Here is a 16,029-nt window from a genome sequence, read left to right on the forward strand (position 1 = left end):
CTGGAATGACACCCTACTTAACCGTCATACCGCGATTCATTCGCGGTATCTCTTAACATAGATCCCCTACTATACCTTAACATAGATCCCGCTAACACGTAGCGGGATACTTAACCATCATTACACCGTCATACCGCGATTCATTCGCGGTATCTCTTAACATAGATCCCCCTACTATACCTTAACATAGATCCCGCTAACAAGCAGCGGGATACTTAACCATCATTACACCGTCATACCGCGATTCATTCGCGGTATCTCAGCCGCTAACAAGAGATCCCGCTAACAAGCAGCGGGATGACGGTTGTCGTTTAGCCATAAACATTAAGAAATTTACCAAATGAAAAAAAAGGCAAAAGAAGCCCCGTGGTTATTATCCGCTTTAAAATATTGGCGTTTTTTATGTTTTAAACGCTTGACAAGCGAGATTCAGCCGCTTTTAATTGCAACTAACTTACGCTGCAAATGTTTAAGAAATTTACTAAGCAGAAAAAAAGACAAAGAATCCCCGAGTTAGCTAGTCTTTTACTATCTCTGTCGAGTATTGGCATTTTTTGATGTCTTGTAACGCTTTATAAGCGCGTTCAGCTTATTTAGATAAAAATCTAGATGTAGATGAAGTTTTGTAAAGACATACAGTATCTATATACTGCAAAAAATTGAACATAAGACGCCGATACATTAAGTAATCCTTACCTTTTAATCTGCAGATTGGCAAAAGCAAATACAATAGCTTCACTATCATGATAAGGGCGCTGGCGAAGGGTGTCAAGTAAGTTTCTATATAATATTTTCTAAAATAAATAGACTTCTCGCATCCAATTTTGGCAGCGCGCGACACACAACTGCAATGACAAGGTGTCGCAAGATAAACATCATATTCACACGAAGTACTTGACTTCACTTGTACTAAGAAGCATTTTATATATGTTGTGTGCCCGTAGCTCAGCTGGATAGAGCAACAGCCTTCTAAGCTGTGGGTCGTAGGTTCGAATCCCACCGGGCACACTCTTTTATCAATACTTTCTATAAATCTTCAAGTACTCTGGCACCACATTTTCAATTGCTAATGGTCGAACCTTCATTGTTTCAAGGTCAACTGACTTTTCGATTGAACTATTCATCATAACTTTCACCTGATCTTGAGTAAGCATAGGGTTCGTATCTCCGGTTATTGGTTTTAGCAGCATAGAAATAATTTTATTTTCTAAAAAGAAAGCTATTAACTTTGCCATTGGAAAAGATACATTGATCAACAAACACTTTCTGTTAGTAACATTCAGAATAAACTTCAATAAGCTTTTGAAAGAGTAAACCTTTGGTCCACCCATGTTATAAATTTTCTTGTCTTGCTTATTAAAACTGATAATACGATATACCACTTCAGCTAAGTCTGTTACACATATTGGCTGAAATTTAGTTGTTCCATTGCCAATTAGTGGTAAGAAAGGAAGAATAGTTGCTAATCTTGCAAATTTATTAAAGAAGTTGTCTTCTTTACCAAATACAAGGCTTGGCCTAATTATTATTGCTTTTTGAAATGCTGAAGTTACAGCTTTTTCACCTTCCAATTTACTTTTGGCATATTTTGACAACTTGCTATTTTCTATTCCCATAGCAGAAAAATGTATCATCATAGGTACATTTTTCATTTTTGCAGCTTTTGCTATCCTTTCAGCTATTTTAACGTGAACAGCGTAAAAATCGTGCTTTTTTGCTTCATATAATATTCCCACTAAGTTTATAGCTACATCACATTCTTCCATACCATCCAGAACTGATTTTTCATCAAAAAAATCGCCTTTAAATATTGATATTTGTCCTAAATTGCCACACAATTTTAAACAAGCAGCTTTTTCCTGATTACGAGTGAATATCTTTATTAAATATCCTTCTGCTGCCAAGCGTCTTACGATGTGTTTCCCTATAAACCCCGTTCCACCAAAAATAATTACACGTTTTGTCACAATTAAAGTTCCTAATAATTTGTTACTGTAAATTAATACAATGATTTCGCTTAATATTTTATTACGAATTCCCGTACAATAAGATCCATTTTCATTCCTCGTGAGCCTTTAACTAGAATTGCGTCATTATTCTGAATAATGTTAGCTAAATCACTTTTCAATTGATTAGAATCATTAAAATGCGTGCCTCTTATATTATCTGGCAAAAGCTCATGCAATTCTAACATAAATTTACCAACTGTATAAACTTTATCTATATTATTTTCTGTGATAATCTTAACCAAATCTGTATGAAACTCTATGCTTTCATCACCAAGTTCCAACATATCACCAAGCAAAGCTACTTTTCTCTGATTAGAATATGTACTCAAAGTTTTTATTGCAGTTTTCATCGAAGCAGGGCTGGCGTTATAGGAGTCATCAATTAAATGTATATATTTTTTATTGCATTTGACCTTATGAATATTGCCTCTACCTTTCGCTACACTAAAATTCTTAAGTGCAAGTGGTAATTTTGATAAATCAAGTCCGAGGCTTTGCACAACTGCTGCAACAGCAAGTAGCGAATAAGCAAAATGCTCACCTTGTACACGTAAATTACAGTTTATAATTTGATTATCACTCAGCCTGATTTTTAAACTTAATCTATTAGCAACTCGGTTTGATGTCATTCCAGCGCGTGACGCTGGAATCCAGTCTTTATTATACAACCGTCTGATATGCTCATTTGCAATTGAACTTCCTGGATCCAAGTAGTCAAGCACTGGGATGACAGAAGATAGTGCTGAAATGACAGAAGATTCATCGTTTCTTATTAAGTTTAGTAAACAAACTTCAGCATTTTTATCTTTACCGAAGCTTATTACATTTCTATTGGCGTGTGATGAGAGATAATCATAATATTTATTATCTCTGCTTAAAACCAAAGTACCGTTATTTTTCATACCATACAGAATTTCTAACTTCGCTTGTGCAACGTCAAATAGTGATGAAAAATTTTCAGTATGTGCAGGTTCGATGTTGGTAATAACTGCAATATTCGGATTACTAATTTTTGATAATTCTTTTATTTCACCAGCTTTATTCATTCCCATTTCAAGAATTAAGTACTGGCAGTTTTTTGGAGCTTTCAGAATTGTCAAAGGCAATCCTATATTATTATTTAAGTTACCTTCGTTTGCATGGGACACTCCATATTGCGATAAAACAGTGTGTAGCATATCCTTTGTAGTGGTTTTTCCGACACTGCCTGTAACTGCAATAACTTTAGCATCAATAAGAACATTTCTAATGTAATATGATGCCATATCGTGCAAAGCTTTCAGGGTATCTTGTACAATAATGAGAGGGAAACTTTTATATTTACCCTCACTCACTATTGCAGCGATAGCCCCTTTTAAAAACGCTTCATGCAAAAAATTATGGCCATCAAAATTCTTTCCCTTGAGGGCAATAAATAAATCACCTTTTTTTATGCTTCTTGTGTCCGTTGAAATATTTGAGCTATGTATCCAATTACAACCATTTACGTCTCTTCCGCCAGTTGCATCAATGATATTATTTGTGTTCCATTTAAACATAATTTAGAGTATTCTTTATAATAAATTGAACAATAAAAGTAGCGAAAATACTACATGTTTTAGACAATGTGCAAATAATGGTTGCAATCCCTATAATTCTATCTTATAATGGATATAGAAGTTTAAATTTTTTCGTCTATAATTAAAATGTATTTAGTTGTAGAAAGTACCTTGGAGGTATATATGTTCACAGGAAAAAATGAAAAATCTACTTCTATACTAGCTAAAGTTGGTAATGCAGCTTCGGGAGTAGGAAGTTTTCTGGGTAGAGGTGTAAAAGTTCTAGTCAAGGGTGCAGTGTACCCTATATGGCCAAAGAATTGGTTTAAGTCCTGGGATGAAATGCGGCACGACATAAAAAATGGCGGACGTTCTATTATTGGCAACCCACTTGAAGAATATGATCCACCTATAGAAACCACACAAGCTAGTGAGGATCTTGGTGTCCAAATAATGGAGCAAAAGAAAGGAACAGGAAAGGTAACTTTTTTAGCATCAAGGACTCTGACAGGGGATATACCCTATTTGACGCCAGAACGATTAGGTGAAATAAAGCAAAACCTGCCAAATGTAACTATCTTTAAAGAAGAAAATAAAATTGTAATTGAAGTTGATGTTAAAAAAATAATTGAAGACATTAAATATAAAGGAAAGAGTCCAGAGGAGATAAAAAAGCTTGCTATTGAAGAAATTAAACAAAAAGTTGACGGTAACCTTAAAGATCTAGCAAAAATTACTGGTGGAGAATTTAAAGTTCACACAGACTTAAAATTGCTGTATGGTATTGCAGAAAAATTGTATAAGGAATATGATAATCAAAAGCAGTCATCAGACAAAGTTGTGAAGTCTGATGTTGGTCAGCCTTCAGAAACTATAGCTTCAGGTGAGAAAAAATGGGCGCAAGAAGCTATAAAAGCAGGTAAGTCGCAAAGTTGTGGAATGCAAAAATAAGTTATAGGGGAGTATTATGAGTGAAGCTAAAAAAATAGAGGAAAGACATCATAGTCTAACTGTTCCTGGGGATATGTATCACTTACAACCAGGAGTTATTACTGGAAAAAGGGTAAGTGGAATAGAACCCTTTTTGAAAGAACAGCAGGACATGGTAAAAGTAAGGGAACTTGTAAGCTCTTTAAATCTTGAAGATGCTTCTGGTGATGCGATAAAACCACTATCTACACCTAATGTAGAGAAAAACGAAGAAAGAGGGAAAGGTCGCTCTTAAAATATGAGCAATGAAGTTTATGATAGCGATAACATCTTTGCTCAAATATTAAGAGGTGAGTTACCTTGTGAGAAGGTACATGAAAATGAAAATGTACTAGCTTTTCATGATAAGTACCCTGACGCACCAGTTCATATTTTAGTTATATCAAAAAATCAATATATTTCATATGATGATTTCATTCTAAAAGCTCCTGAAGAGGAAATAGCGGATTTCTTCAAAACTGTAAGAGAGATAGCACACAAATATAATCTAGAAAAAACAGGATATAGATTAGTCACTAACTACGGTGAAAATGGAGAGCAGGTTGTACCACACTTTCACGTGCATATTTTAGGTGGTAAAAAGTTAGGAAAGCATGTAAACTCATAGTGTTATATGTTTTGTTAAATGAGCGAATATTTAACCATAGTAATCTTTATCTGCGTATCAATTGTAGTATCTTTTGCTTTAGGTATATTGCCTATGTTTCTTGCAGTGAGTAAGCCAGATGGTGAAAAGCTTTCCACATATGAGTGTGGCTTCAATCCACTATCCAGTGCAAGGAAAAATTTTGACATTAAATTTTACCTAGTTTCAATATTATTTATAATATTTGACTTAGAAATTGCTTTTCTTTTTCCTTGGGCTGTTTCTTTATCTAAGATAAGCTATGGTGGATTTTGGTCTATGATGGTATTTCTTGCAATACTCACTATAGGTTTTATCTATGAATGGTGTAAAGGTGCATTAGAGTGGGAGTAGTTTATGACAAATCAAATTCTATCTAATGATGACTGGGGTCGTTATAAAAAAGAAGGGTTTCTTGTCACTAAATTTGGTGATTTAACAGATTATGTAATGAATTGGGCAAGGTCTGGTTCATTGTGGCCAATGACATTTGGTCTTGCATGTTGCGCAGTTGAGATGATGCATACTGCATCCAGCCGTTATGATCTTGATAGATATGGTATAATGTTTCGTGCAAGCCCACGTCAATCAGATGTGATGATTGTTGCTGGCACACTAACTAATAAAATGGCAGCAGCATTGCGCAAGGTTTATGATCAAATGGCAGACCCGAAGTATGTTATTTCCATGGGAAGTTGTGCAAATGGTGGTGGTTATTACCATTACTCTTATTCAGTAGTCCGAGGCTGTGATAGAATTGTGCCAGTTGACGTGTATGTCCCTGGATGCCCACCAACCGCTGAGGCGTTGCTATATGGAATGCTATGCCTACAAAACAAAATAAAACGGACTCGGAATGGATAAAACTGCAAAGTATATACAAAAAAAGACCAAATGCGAGTGCATTCAAAAAGATGATGGCATTATTGTAATATATTCAACTTTAGATGAAATTGAAAAGTACCTATTCTTTCTACGTGATGATGAAAAGTGTAGGTTTGAACTATTAGTTGATATTTTTGGGGTTGACTATCCAAATAGAGAGAAGCGTTTCGAGCTAATATACAATCTACTCAGCATTGTGCATAATATTAGAGTACACATAAAGCTTCAGTTATGTGAAAGCGACATGCCTCCAAGTGTAGCGAAGATATTTAGTACGGCTTTGTGGTTTGAGCGTGAAGTGTTTGATATGTATGGAATAGAGTTTTCTGATCACCCTGATTTGCGTAGGATTCTAACAGACTATGGATTCAAAGGTCATCCAATGTTAAAAGATTTCCCTCTCACTGGTTATGAGGAAGTAAGATATGATATAGAGACAAAAAGGGTTGTGTATAATCCTATAGATTTACCGCAAGATTTTCGTATGTTTGATAGCTTATCGCCTTGGGAAGGTAAAACCATAAAAGTAAATACAAAGGAGTAGAAAATGACAGTACAAAGAAAAAAAATATCTTTAATCGGTGCAGGAAATATCGGTGGAACTCTCACCCATATGATTGCACTAAGGGAACTCGGTGATGTTGTTTTACTTGATATTAGTGATGGAATACCACAAGGTAAAGCACTCGACATAGCAGAATCATCCCCTATTGATGGATTTAATGTCAATATTACTGGCACAAATAGGTATGAAGATATAAAAAACTCCGATGCAATTATAATAACCGCTGGCATCGCTAGAAAACCTGGAATGAGCAGGGATGACCTCCTGCAAACCAATGCTAAAGTAATGAAGGAGGTTGGCGAAAATATTAAAAAATATTCTCCAAACGCGTTTGTAATAGTGGTTACCAACCCTTTGGATGCTATGGTTTCAGTGGTGCATAAATTTTCAAACCTTCCAACTAATATGATTGTTGGCATGGCAGGAGTGCTTGATTCTTCCCGTTTTCGTTACTTTCTTGCAAGTGAGTTAAATATCTCAGTTGAAGATATATCTGCTTTTGTGCTTGGAGGACATGGCGACACTATGGTACCACTAATCAATTGTGCTTCAGTTGCTGGAGTTCCACTTACTCAAATTATCGATATGGGTCTTATCACACAGAAAAAAGTCGATGAAATAGTTGAACGCACTCGCAATGGCGGTAAAGAAATAGTTGATCTGCTTAAGTCTGGATCTGCATACTACGCTCCTGCATCTTCAGCTATATGCATGTTAGAATCATATTTAAAAGATAAGAGGCGCATATTACCATGTGCTGCTTACCTTAATGGTGAATATGGTGTAGAAGAGTTGTTTATTGGTGTTCCTGTAATTATTGGAAAAAACGGAATTGAAAAGATCCTAGAAGTTAAAATGAATGATAGTGAACAAGAAATGTTTAATAAGTCTGTAAACTCGGTGAGAGAGCTGGTGAAATCTTTAGGTTCGTAAGCAAATTAATGGTTTTATAGAGCTTCTTTATAGCTCAAACAGCCTAAAAAAGTTGCTTGTGGTTACCTTCGCTACTTGTTCTGGTGACTCATTCCACAACTCTGCCAAACAATCAACAACGTATTTCACCATTGCTGGTTCATTCTTTTTTCCCCTATAAGGCTCAGGTGATAGATATGGTGCATCAGTTTCGACTAAAACACGCTCGCGTGGTACATTTTGTGCAATTTCTCTGAGTAAGCTCGCATTTTTAAAAGTAATAATTCCAGAAAATGAAATATATAACCCCAAATCTATAGATTGATAAGCAAGTTCTTTAGAGGAAGCAAAGCAGTGCATTACTCCACTAAAAGCACCGGCTTTCATTTCTGACCTTAACATATCGATCATCTCATTATCAGCGCTTCTTGTGTGAATAACTAAAGGTAGTCCAGTTATTCTTGACGCTTCTATATGTAATGCAAAACTTTTTTTCTGATTGTCTTTGTTGTCAGATTTATAAAAATCTAACCCGGTTTCACCGATACTAATTACCTTTTGGTTCTTGGTAAATTCAACTAATTCATCAACATGTATACACTCACCGTTTTCTATAGCAGCATCAAGCGGATGTATACCAACAGAGGAGTAGACCTGATCATAGGATGAAGAAATTTTTAATAACTTAGGAACATCGTCAATGCTTACGCATATGTTATGCAAAACCTTTACACCATTTTGCTCTGCCCTTGAAATTACTTTTGGTATTTCATCGTCAGAAAAATAAATCAAGTGGCAATGAGAATCTACTATCATGAGCTTATTGTTGAGGCTTTTATTATAGAAGAAAACTCTTCTATCACTGTTTTATAAACTTCTTTTTTAAATGATATAGCACTGGCTACTAAACTATCTATACCTTGCCAACGCCACTCTTTGAACTCTGGATGACCAGTATAATTAATATCAATGTCCTCATCCTCTCCGCAAAACTTCATTAAGAACCACCTTTGCTTTTGACCAGAATATTTTCCATTCCAGCATATTGGTATAACTTCTTCAGGCAAGTTGTAGTATATCCAATCCTTGCTTTTAGTTATAACCTTTACTTTATTAGTACCAACCTCCTCTAGCAACTCACGTAACGCTGCTTGTTCCAGTTCCTCACCATCATCAACACCTCCTTGTGGCATCTGCCAGTAAGAATCGCTATCAAAGCGTTTTCCAATAAAGGCATGTCCTTGTCTGTTAAATAGCATTATGCCAACACAAGGACGGTACTTATCTTTCTGCTCAACCACGAGTACGCTCTGTTTTTAAATGATTTGTTACAGAAGTTTTAATTAATTTTCCATTTTTTTCTTTCTTCATCTCTTCAACAATTTTCTTTGCAACTTCCTTTGCACTCAAGTTCGAGTTATCAATTTCAAGCGAACCCTCAGGTATAAATAGCCTTTTCCCTTCAATTTTCTTTATAGCAAAATCCGGATCAGTAATTTTATTTTCCTGATATCTCTCTTCTGATTGGACACGTCTTACTAGTTTTTCATTATTACAATGTAATACTACAGAAAAAATTTCCATGTCCATTTTTTTACTTAAATTTACCACTGAGTTATATAATCTTTGGTCATAGGGATCACCCTCTATCAATTCATTTGTCAATATATAATGTTTTGATTTTACGTAGTGTTTTTCCAGTATTGCTAATACATTTTCCCTAACTGCAAAAATTTTTTCCCATAGGTCATCTGGAACTTCAGCGTTTTGTAATTTAACAATATCAAATATAATATTATTGAATAGATTATTGCTTACTATTACTGCACCAATGATTTTACACAGTTCCTTTGCAGTAGTAAACTTACCACTGCCTGGAAAGCCGATTAAGTAGATGAGAGTCTTGCCCATAATGAATACTAGTAAAAAGCTATTTTCAATTATATAAAAAGTATATACATTGTACATGCTAAAAACATGATGATAAAATAGATGCAGGTAATACCTTTAACAAGTAGTTGCGTTGAAAATAGTTCATATTTAGAAATTTTGAGTATATAATTATAAATGAATCATATAACCTGTAAACAATGCTTAGCGATATGGAATCGATAAGAAGTACAATTGAAGAGATAATAGATCAAAATAAAGGTCATGATATAGTAACTTTTGATGTGCAGAATAAAACCGTTATTGCAAAATATATGATTATTGCATCTGGTGATTCAAGCCGTCACGTTAAAGCTTTAGCTGAGCACGTAATAAAAAGCCTCAAGCCACATGATAAAATAGATGTAGAAGGTATGGATGAAGGCAATTGGGTAGTTTTGAATTTTCAAGGCATAATGGTTCACATATTCAGGCCGGAAGTAAGGGAGTATTATAAAATAGAAGAGTTATGGAACTGATTGCCTGGATAGCTGGTGCACAACTGCACAAACGTTGTAATTTTGAAGGCAACTCCTGCACAGGTAGTGGTGTCATGAAAGTAGCTGACACTGGAATCCAGTTTTTCATGCAATTTCATCGGAAACGTTGTATAGTGTGCTTGTTTATAATTAAGTTCCAGTGTCTGGGCACTGGCTTCTCTATTAGGGTTACCTTCGGCATTAATGACAGGATAGACTGGGGTTTATAAAATGAAACACGCATCTGAATTTTTAAATTTCATCCAAGAAAGAGGGTACCTATACCAATGCACAAACATTGAAGGACTAGATCAATTATTATTGCAGAGCAATTATATAGTTGCATACATTGGGTTTGATTGCACAGCACCAAGTCTTCATGCTGGTCACCTAATTCAGATTATGATGCTCTGTCACCTACAAAAATTTGGTTATAAGCCGATAGTCTTACTTGGAGGTGGCACAACAAAAATTGGTGACCCATCCTTCAAAGATAAAGCAAGAAGCATCTTGCCTGTAGAGAACATCAATCAAAATACATCCAGTATAAGGAGAATATTAGAGAAAATGGTGTCTTTTAATGACAGCAAGACTGGTGCAATGATAGTAAATAACGCAGATTGGTTGGATAACATAAAATACATAGATTTTTTGCGTGATATAGGAGCTTATTTTTCTGTAAATCGTATGCTAAGTTTTGATAGTGTGAAAACCAGGCTGGATAGAGAGCAAACCTTAAGCTTTCTAGAATTTAATTACATGCTATTGCAAGCTTACGACTTTATTGAATTAAACAAAAAATATGATTGTCGTCTGCAGATTGGAGGGTCAGACCAGTGGGGAAATATAGTAAACGGAATTGAACTTGGAAAAAAGTTGAATTTACCTGAGCTATTTGGCCTTACCATGCCTCTTTTATTAAATGCACAAGGAAAAAAAATGGGCAAAACTGAAAGTGGAGCAGTGTGGCTTGATGATAATATGCTAAAGCCTTACGACTACTGGCAATATTTTCGCAACGTTGATGATCAAGATGTTGGACGTTTTTTAAGATTGCTCACTGATGTGCCAATTGATGAGATTAGAAAATTAGAGTCTTTAAAGGATCAAGAAATAAATGAAGCAAAAAAGGTCTTGGCAACAGAAGTGACAAAAATATGTCATGGTGACAAAGAAGCGGAACTTGCACAATTTGCTGCAATTTCTGCTTTTGAGAATGAAGATAGCTCACTACTTCCTGATTACATCATAAAAAAAGAACAAGTTGCAAGCGGCATATCCTTAGTAGACCTACTACATGACACCGGTTTTGAACCTTCAAAAGGCGCTGCAAAGCGTTTAATACAGGGCAACGGATGCAAGATTAATGATAATGTTGTAAACAATATTGATCATGTAATAAATTTCGAAAGCTTTAAAGATCAGCCATTTATAAAATTATCTGCAGGAAAGAAACGCCATATAAAAGTTGTGGTAGATTAGGTCTCGAAGTAAGAAAACAAATTTTATACAAGTGAGAAATTAGATATGGAGCAAATTTTCAAAATTCGAGAATTATGTATAAAACAACTGGAAAGATAGTAGAAAGCGAAATTCTATTATATATAGCTAAAGTGGCTTAGGTTTACCTACAATTTGAAAAACAACAAATTCGTCATTCCGCTACTCATTAGCGGAATCTATACCGCGAATGAATCCATAACTGTACGGACATTGCAATTTGGGCCTACCAGGAGGGCAATGCCTCTTATCCAAGTACCCTCTTCTTGTCATCCAAGTAGCCGACACTGGGATGGCTTTGTTGCATAGCAACTGAAAAAATCTGGTGGCTACTGACAAAATTCATTATAAAATAGCCATTTAACCTTGAAAGAAAAAATATGCCACAAAAAATGAGGGTCAGTAACCATAGCGAATATAACAAATTTCTAGAAAAAAGAGGAAATATTTTTCATTATATCAACGAAGCCATAGAAAAGTGGTACGAGAATGGTCCAAAAATACCAGGTGGCAACAATATTTATAGCGATAAAGTTGTAATTTTGGTGCACATAATAACTTGTTTATTTAGAATAGGCCTGAGGCAAACAGTTGGGTTTATAGCAGGATACCTTGAGCAAATTGGGAAAAATTTGCAAGTTATCAGCTATTCACAATCATCAAAAGAAACTTAATATTAAGATAAATGATTGCAGAAAATAATATGGAAGATATCGAAATTGCTATAGACAGTACAGGAATTAGTATATACAACAACACTCCTGGTCATAGCAAAGAAAATAGCGAAGATAGAAAGTATCGCAGCTATGAACAGACAAGAAAATTGCATGTAATGTTGAATACAAACAGCAAAAAAGCCATAGCTGTAAAATACAGTAACGGCTGATCACTATGGAGCTTGTGATTTGCTAAAAGAAGTCGATTTTCAGTATGTCATAAAAGTACTATATGCAGATAGGGCATATGACAGAGAAAAGCTCTATAAGCTGTGTAATCAATATGGTATAAAAACGAAAATTCCTCCGAAAAACAACGCAGCAGAGCATCCAAAGTTAGACTATATGGCTGAGAGAAATTCTGCAGTCAAGCTCATAAAGTCATATGATGAAGATGGTATAAAGAAGTGGAAAAAAGAGATGAGTTATGGAAAAAGATCTTATATAGAAAGTTTTTTCTCGCAACTGAAACAAACATTCGGGTTTAGTTTTAGGAATAAATCTGAGACAAATAGAGAGAAGGAACTACTTGTTAAATGCTATTTGCTCAATAAGTTCACTGATATTGGTATGGCTAAATTTGAGATAGCTTCATAAATTTATTGTGCGTTACCTACTATCCGAAGAGCGATGCAACAAAGCCCACGCACTGGGATGACAGCAGTCCTACGTCATACCGCGATTCATTCGCGGTATCTCTTAACATAGATCCCTTACTTAACCGTCATACCTTAACATAGATCCCGCTAACAAGCAGCGGGATGACGGTTGTCGTTTAGCTACAAACATTAAGAAATTTACCAAATAAAAAAAAGGCAAAAGAAGCCCCGTGGTTGGCTAATTACTTACATTATACTTTCAAGTATGGCGTTTTTTTATTCTAAACGCTTAATAACCACGACTCAGCTGCTTTTAAGCTGCAACTAATCTAAATTATAAACATTAAGAAATTTACTAAACAGAAAAAAAGGCAAAAGAAACCCTAGGGTAGCTAATTATTCACTATCCATTTTTTAAGTTGGCGTTTTTTAATGTTTTAAATAGCGCATTTCAGCTTATATTAGGTAAAAGCCTAGAAATTTTATAAAGAAATAAGGTGCACATAGTGCAAAAAATTAAGCATGATTTACGCCAAATACATTAAGTTTTTTGTCATTAATCCACTGCAGAGATTGCGAAGATAAATAAATAGCTTCAGTGTTTATGATAAGGGGGCTGGCGGAGTTTGTCAAGTGGTTTTTTAGCCACGTTTCCCTGTTATAATGTTCGTTTGCTTGACCTAAGATCCAGGAGTATTTAAACTGAACTCTATATAGTGTTAAAAATGATAGGAAATCTAAGCGGAATAGTTGATGAAGTGCGCAGTGATCACATAATCCTGAATGTGAATGATGTTGGCTATATGGTGTATCTTTCAGCCAAAACTTTAAATGCATGTTCCATCGGAAGTAGAGTTAAATTACTTATCGAAACCTATGCAAATAACAGAGAAAATGTCGCTCAGCTATATGGTTTTATAAGCAAAGAAGAACAGCAGTGCTTGAGGTTGCTTGTCAAAGTAAGCGGCGTTAGCTATAAAACTGCAATGTCAATTTTGGGCAAATTAACTCCAGAACAGCTATTTTTGGCAATTATGAATGAAGATAAAGTAGCACTCAAGATGAGCGGACTTGGCCTGAAACTCATAAATCGAATCATCACTGAATTGAGTGGCAAAGTGAGTAAACTAGAAATAAATAACAATAATTTTCATCCAATTAATGAAGATGCCCTTTCAGCATTGATCAATCTTGGGTATGAAAAAATGAAAGCTTATGATACGATAAAAAAATACAGGCCAAATCTGGACACTAAGGATATTATTCGCATGGCGCTTAAGGAGCTTTCAATACTATGAAATCAATATCGTGCGGTAAAGAATATACTGAAGATGTGCGCAATATCAACATCAGGCCTGAACAACTTGATGATTTTGTCGGGCAAAAAGACTTAATACAAAATTTAAAAGTGTTTATAAACGCTGCACAGACGAGAACTGAAGCTTTAGATCACGTTTTATTATATGGTCCTCCAGGGCTTGGCAAAACAACTTTAGCACAAATTGTTTCTAAAGAATTAAGAGTTAGCTTTCGAGCAACTTCTGGTCCTTTACTTAGTAAAGCTGGAGATTTGGCCGCAGTGCTTACCACTTTAAATGCAAAAGATGTTCTATTTATCGACGAAATTCATAGATTAAATCGCAGCATCGAAGAAGTTTTATATACTGCTATGGAAGATTTTTGCCTGGACATATTAGTAGGTGAAGGTCCATCTACTCGCACTTTAAGGATAGATCTACCACCATTTACGCTAATTGGAGCAACAACACGGCTTGGATTACTTTCTGCGCCACTCAGAGATCGTTTTGGCATTCCTTTGCATCTTGAGTTTTATTCCTTTGAGGAGCTGGTTAATATTATAAAAAGAGGCGCAAGAGTTCTTTCTGCTGAAATTGAAGAGGATGCAGCACGGGAAATTGCCTGCCGTGCGCGCGGCACTCCAAGAATTGCTTTGAGGTTACTCAGAAGAATAAGGGATTTTGTTGAAGTGAAAGATGATAAAAAAATTACTTATGAAGTCGCTGATTCTGTATTACTAAAATTGGGTGTAGATAAAATGGGACTCAATAAACTTGATATGAATTATCTAAGATTTTTATTCAACACTTCAGGCCCTGTTGGAATTGACACCATATCTATTGCGCTATCCGAAGATGTTGGCAATATTGAAGAAACAGTAGAACCTTATTTAATCAAAATTAGTTTTGTAAAGCGCACACCAAGAGGGCGCGTTCTAACCGATCAAGCAAAGGAGTATTTGAGCTTTCAACATTAAACATCATAATTTATATTGACTAATTGGCGTGGTATCTATATGCCAACATTTATATATTAAAAATAATGGAGGCATATATGTTAACTAATAGCACTGAAACTGTATCTTTAATTGAAACTTCTTCTAATCTAAATATCAGTCCTTCTGATAATAATTCGATTTCGGATACTAAAAATGTACCTAAATCAACACTAGATGAGAACGTACCTAAATATGTCACTCTTAATAATGCAGAAGAATGGAATGAGTTCTTTATAATGCAGAACAACACTTCTACTAATACCACTAATAAAAAGAAACCAAAACCTTATATTCATAAGGATAGTAATGGTATATGTACATATACTGCTCGGGATGAGAATAAATATGGTGGTAAGAACATTATAGGCAAAATTGCTGAACAAATTAAAGAAGAGATATCTAAAAATATAGAAAATAATGATATAGAATTTATAAAACTTAAAGAAAGCAAAAATGAAGATAATATTATTGAGCCTGCCGTAAGAATTGCGATAGGTAGTAATACAAAAGAAATAAGCATGAGTGACATTCTAAATAACGATTTGTGTAAACAATATGGCGTGAAAGCAATTACATTATTGCTACCTCAAAGTAAAGCAAGGGGGCTACGTTGCCGGGTTGATGAACATGGAACAAGAATTTATGAAGTAGCTAATGGGTCATATCAAATGACTTTAAAGTGGAATGCTCAAGGAAAAGAATGTAATATTAAAATTAATATTCATGATAATGGCTCCGTAGAACTTATTGAGGGTAATGGTGTTACTATGGAGCAATTAGCTGCACATAAAGAAGTAAAAGTAGGAAGGCAATATGAAGCAAAGCCTTTACATGAAGTGTTAGCATCACAATTGCCACAAACACAATTACAACAAAGCTCTGAAGAAGTAAAATTTTTGGAGCAGCATTCAACAAATGTAGAAGACTTGAGCGGCGCATCACAAAAGCATCAAGCTCCTGCTGCTTCAAAATAGGTAAAGTAGTGA

Annotated in this window: 18 protein-coding genes, 1 tRNA gene and 1 pseudogene; 15 read left to right on the plus strand and 5 right to left on the minus strand. The window is 35.1% G+C overall.

The genetic code is table 11. The features are described 5' to 3' along the window. Positions 1-934: 934 nt before the first annotated feature. Positions 935-1,008, plus strand: a tRNA-Arg gene (locus ACQH3L_RS00495). Positions 1,009-1,016: 8 nt separating this feature from the next. Here the strand turns inward: ACQH3L_RS00495 and ACQH3L_RS00500 are convergent. Both ACQH3L_RS00500 and ACQH3L_RS00505 read right to left on the minus strand, forming a co-directional pair. Further along, positions 1,017-1,967 (minus strand): complex I NDUFA9 subunit family protein, encoded by a 951-nt coding sequence (locus tag ACQH3L_RS00500; RefSeq protein ID WP_010082395.1) that lies wholly within the window; start codon positions 1,965-1,967, stop codon positions 1,017-1,019. A gap of 50 nt (positions 1,968-2,017) precedes the next feature. Next, positions 2,018-3,547, minus strand: coding sequence for a UDP-N-acetylmuramoyl-tripeptide--D-alanyl-D-alanine ligase (locus ACQH3L_RS00505; protein ID WP_022626416.1), 1,530 nt, complete (start codon positions 3,545-3,547; stop codon positions 2,018-2,020). Between the two features lie 183 nt (positions 3,548-3,730). Between ACQH3L_RS00505 and ACQH3L_RS00510 the strand changes: the two genes are divergently transcribed. The 7 genes from ACQH3L_RS00510 to mdh are packed head-to-tail and all read left to right on the plus strand — an operon-like array spanning position 3,731 to position 7,545. Continuing rightward, positions 3,731-4,498, plus strand: a complete 768-nt coding sequence (locus ACQH3L_RS00510) for a hypothetical protein (RefSeq protein WP_070356981.1) — start codon at positions 3,731-3,733, stop codon at positions 4,496-4,498. A gap of 16 nt (positions 4,499-4,514) precedes the next feature. Continuing rightward, entirely contained in the window at positions 4,515-4,772 is a 258-nt protein-coding gene (locus tag ACQH3L_RS00515) for a hypothetical protein (RefSeq protein ID WP_010082357.1), read from the plus strand. Positions 4,773-4,775: 3 nt separating this feature from the next. Beyond that, a complete protein-coding gene (locus ACQH3L_RS00520) occupies positions 4,776-5,144 on the plus strand; it encodes an HIT domain-containing protein (protein ID WP_010082356.1) in 369 nt (122 codons plus the stop codon). Positions 5,145-5,162: 18 nt separating this feature from the next. Then, a complete protein-coding gene (locus ACQH3L_RS00525; RefSeq protein WP_006279576.1) occupies positions 5,163-5,516 on the plus strand; it encodes an NADH-quinone oxidoreductase subunit A in 354 nt (117 codons plus the stop codon). A 3-nt stretch (positions 5,517-5,519) separates the two neighbouring features. Continuing rightward, positions 5,520-6,026 (plus strand): NuoB/complex I 20 kDa subunit family protein, encoded by a 507-nt coding sequence (locus ACQH3L_RS00530; RefSeq protein WP_006279574.1) that lies wholly within the window; start codon positions 5,520-5,522, stop codon positions 6,024-6,026. Then, on the plus strand, positions 6,019-6,591 hold the full coding sequence (locus tag ACQH3L_RS00535; protein WP_425384835.1) for an NADH-quinone oxidoreductase subunit C: 573 nt from the start codon (positions 6,019-6,021) through the stop codon (positions 6,589-6,591). Before ACQH3L_RS00530 ends, ACQH3L_RS00535 begins: the two co-directional genes overlap by 8 nt. 3 nt (positions 6,592-6,594) lie before the next feature. Further along, on the plus strand, positions 6,595-7,545 hold the full coding sequence (mdh, locus tag ACQH3L_RS00540; protein ID WP_007548577.1) for a malate dehydrogenase: 951 nt from the start codon (positions 6,595-6,597) through the stop codon (positions 7,543-7,545). A gap of 27 nt (positions 7,546-7,572) precedes the next feature. Here mdh and ACQH3L_RS00545 read toward each other — a convergent pair whose 3' ends face one another. Genes ACQH3L_RS00545 through ACQH3L_RS00555 form a run of 3 tightly spaced genes read right to left on the minus strand, consistent with a single transcriptional unit; the run spans position 7,573 to position 9,435 of the window. Further along, complete coding sequence (locus ACQH3L_RS00545; RefSeq protein ID WP_010082353.1) at positions 7,573-8,340, minus strand: TatD family hydrolase; 768 nt, start codon at positions 8,338-8,340, stop codon at positions 7,573-7,575. Next, on the minus strand, positions 8,337-8,783 hold the full coding sequence (locus tag ACQH3L_RS00550) for an RNA pyrophosphohydrolase (RefSeq protein ID WP_007548581.1): 447 nt from the start codon (positions 8,781-8,783) through the stop codon (positions 8,337-8,339). The genes ACQH3L_RS00545 and ACQH3L_RS00550 overlap by 4 nt, the downstream gene beginning before the upstream one ends. Before the next feature lie 34 nt (positions 8,784-8,817). After that, complete coding sequence (locus tag ACQH3L_RS00555) at positions 8,818-9,435, minus strand: AAA family ATPase (RefSeq protein WP_425384836.1); 618 nt, start codon at positions 9,433-9,435, stop codon at positions 8,818-8,820. A 179-nt stretch (positions 9,436-9,614) separates the two neighbouring features. On the opposite strand from ACQH3L_RS00555, the gene rsfS reads away from it, so the two are divergent. The 7 genes and pseudogenes from rsfS to ACQH3L_RS00590 all read left to right on the plus strand — a co-directional run bounded on the left by rsfS (position 9,615) and on the right by ACQH3L_RS00590 (position 16,017). Further along, a complete protein-coding gene (gene rsfS / locus ACQH3L_RS00560) occupies positions 9,615-9,932 on the plus strand; it encodes a ribosome silencing factor (RefSeq protein WP_006279567.1) in 318 nt (105 codons plus the stop codon). After that, positions 9,923-10,162, plus strand: coding sequence for a hypothetical protein (locus ACQH3L_RS00565; protein ID WP_010963049.1), 240 nt, complete (start codon positions 9,923-9,925; stop codon positions 10,160-10,162). Before rsfS ends, ACQH3L_RS00565 begins: the two co-directional genes overlap by 10 nt. Before the next feature lies 1 nt (position 10,163). After that, positions 10,164-11,414: a tyrosine--tRNA ligase gene (gene tyrS / locus ACQH3L_RS00570; RefSeq protein ID WP_007548582.1), complete on the plus strand. Its 1,251-nt coding sequence runs from the start codon at positions 10,164-10,166 to the stop codon at positions 11,412-11,414. A gap of 398 nt (positions 11,415-11,812) precedes the next feature. Beyond that, a pseudogene (locus ACQH3L_RS00575) lies at positions 11,813-12,745 on the plus strand (IS5 family transposase). Positions 12,746-13,472: 727 nt separating this feature from the next. Continuing rightward, a complete protein-coding gene (gene ruvA / locus ACQH3L_RS00580) occupies positions 13,473-14,045 on the plus strand; it encodes a Holliday junction branch migration protein RuvA (protein WP_010082382.1) in 573 nt (190 codons plus the stop codon). Further along, entirely contained in the window at positions 14,042-15,022 is a 981-nt protein-coding gene (gene ruvB, locus ACQH3L_RS00585; RefSeq protein ID WP_010963048.1) for a Holliday junction branch migration DNA helicase RuvB, read from the plus strand. Before ruvA ends, ruvB begins: the two co-directional genes overlap by 4 nt. Before the next feature lie 77 nt (positions 15,023-15,099). After that, complete coding sequence (locus ACQH3L_RS00590) at positions 15,100-16,017, plus strand: hypothetical protein (protein ID WP_253303502.1); 918 nt, start codon at positions 15,100-15,102, stop codon at positions 16,015-16,017. Positions 16,018-16,029: the final 12 nt, after the last annotated feature.

It is taken from the genome of Wolbachia endosymbiont (group A) of Sturmia bella, from assembly GCF_964030905.1.
Taxonomy (GTDB): Bacteria; Pseudomonadota; Alphaproteobacteria; order Rickettsiales; family Anaplasmataceae; genus Wolbachia; species Wolbachia pipientis.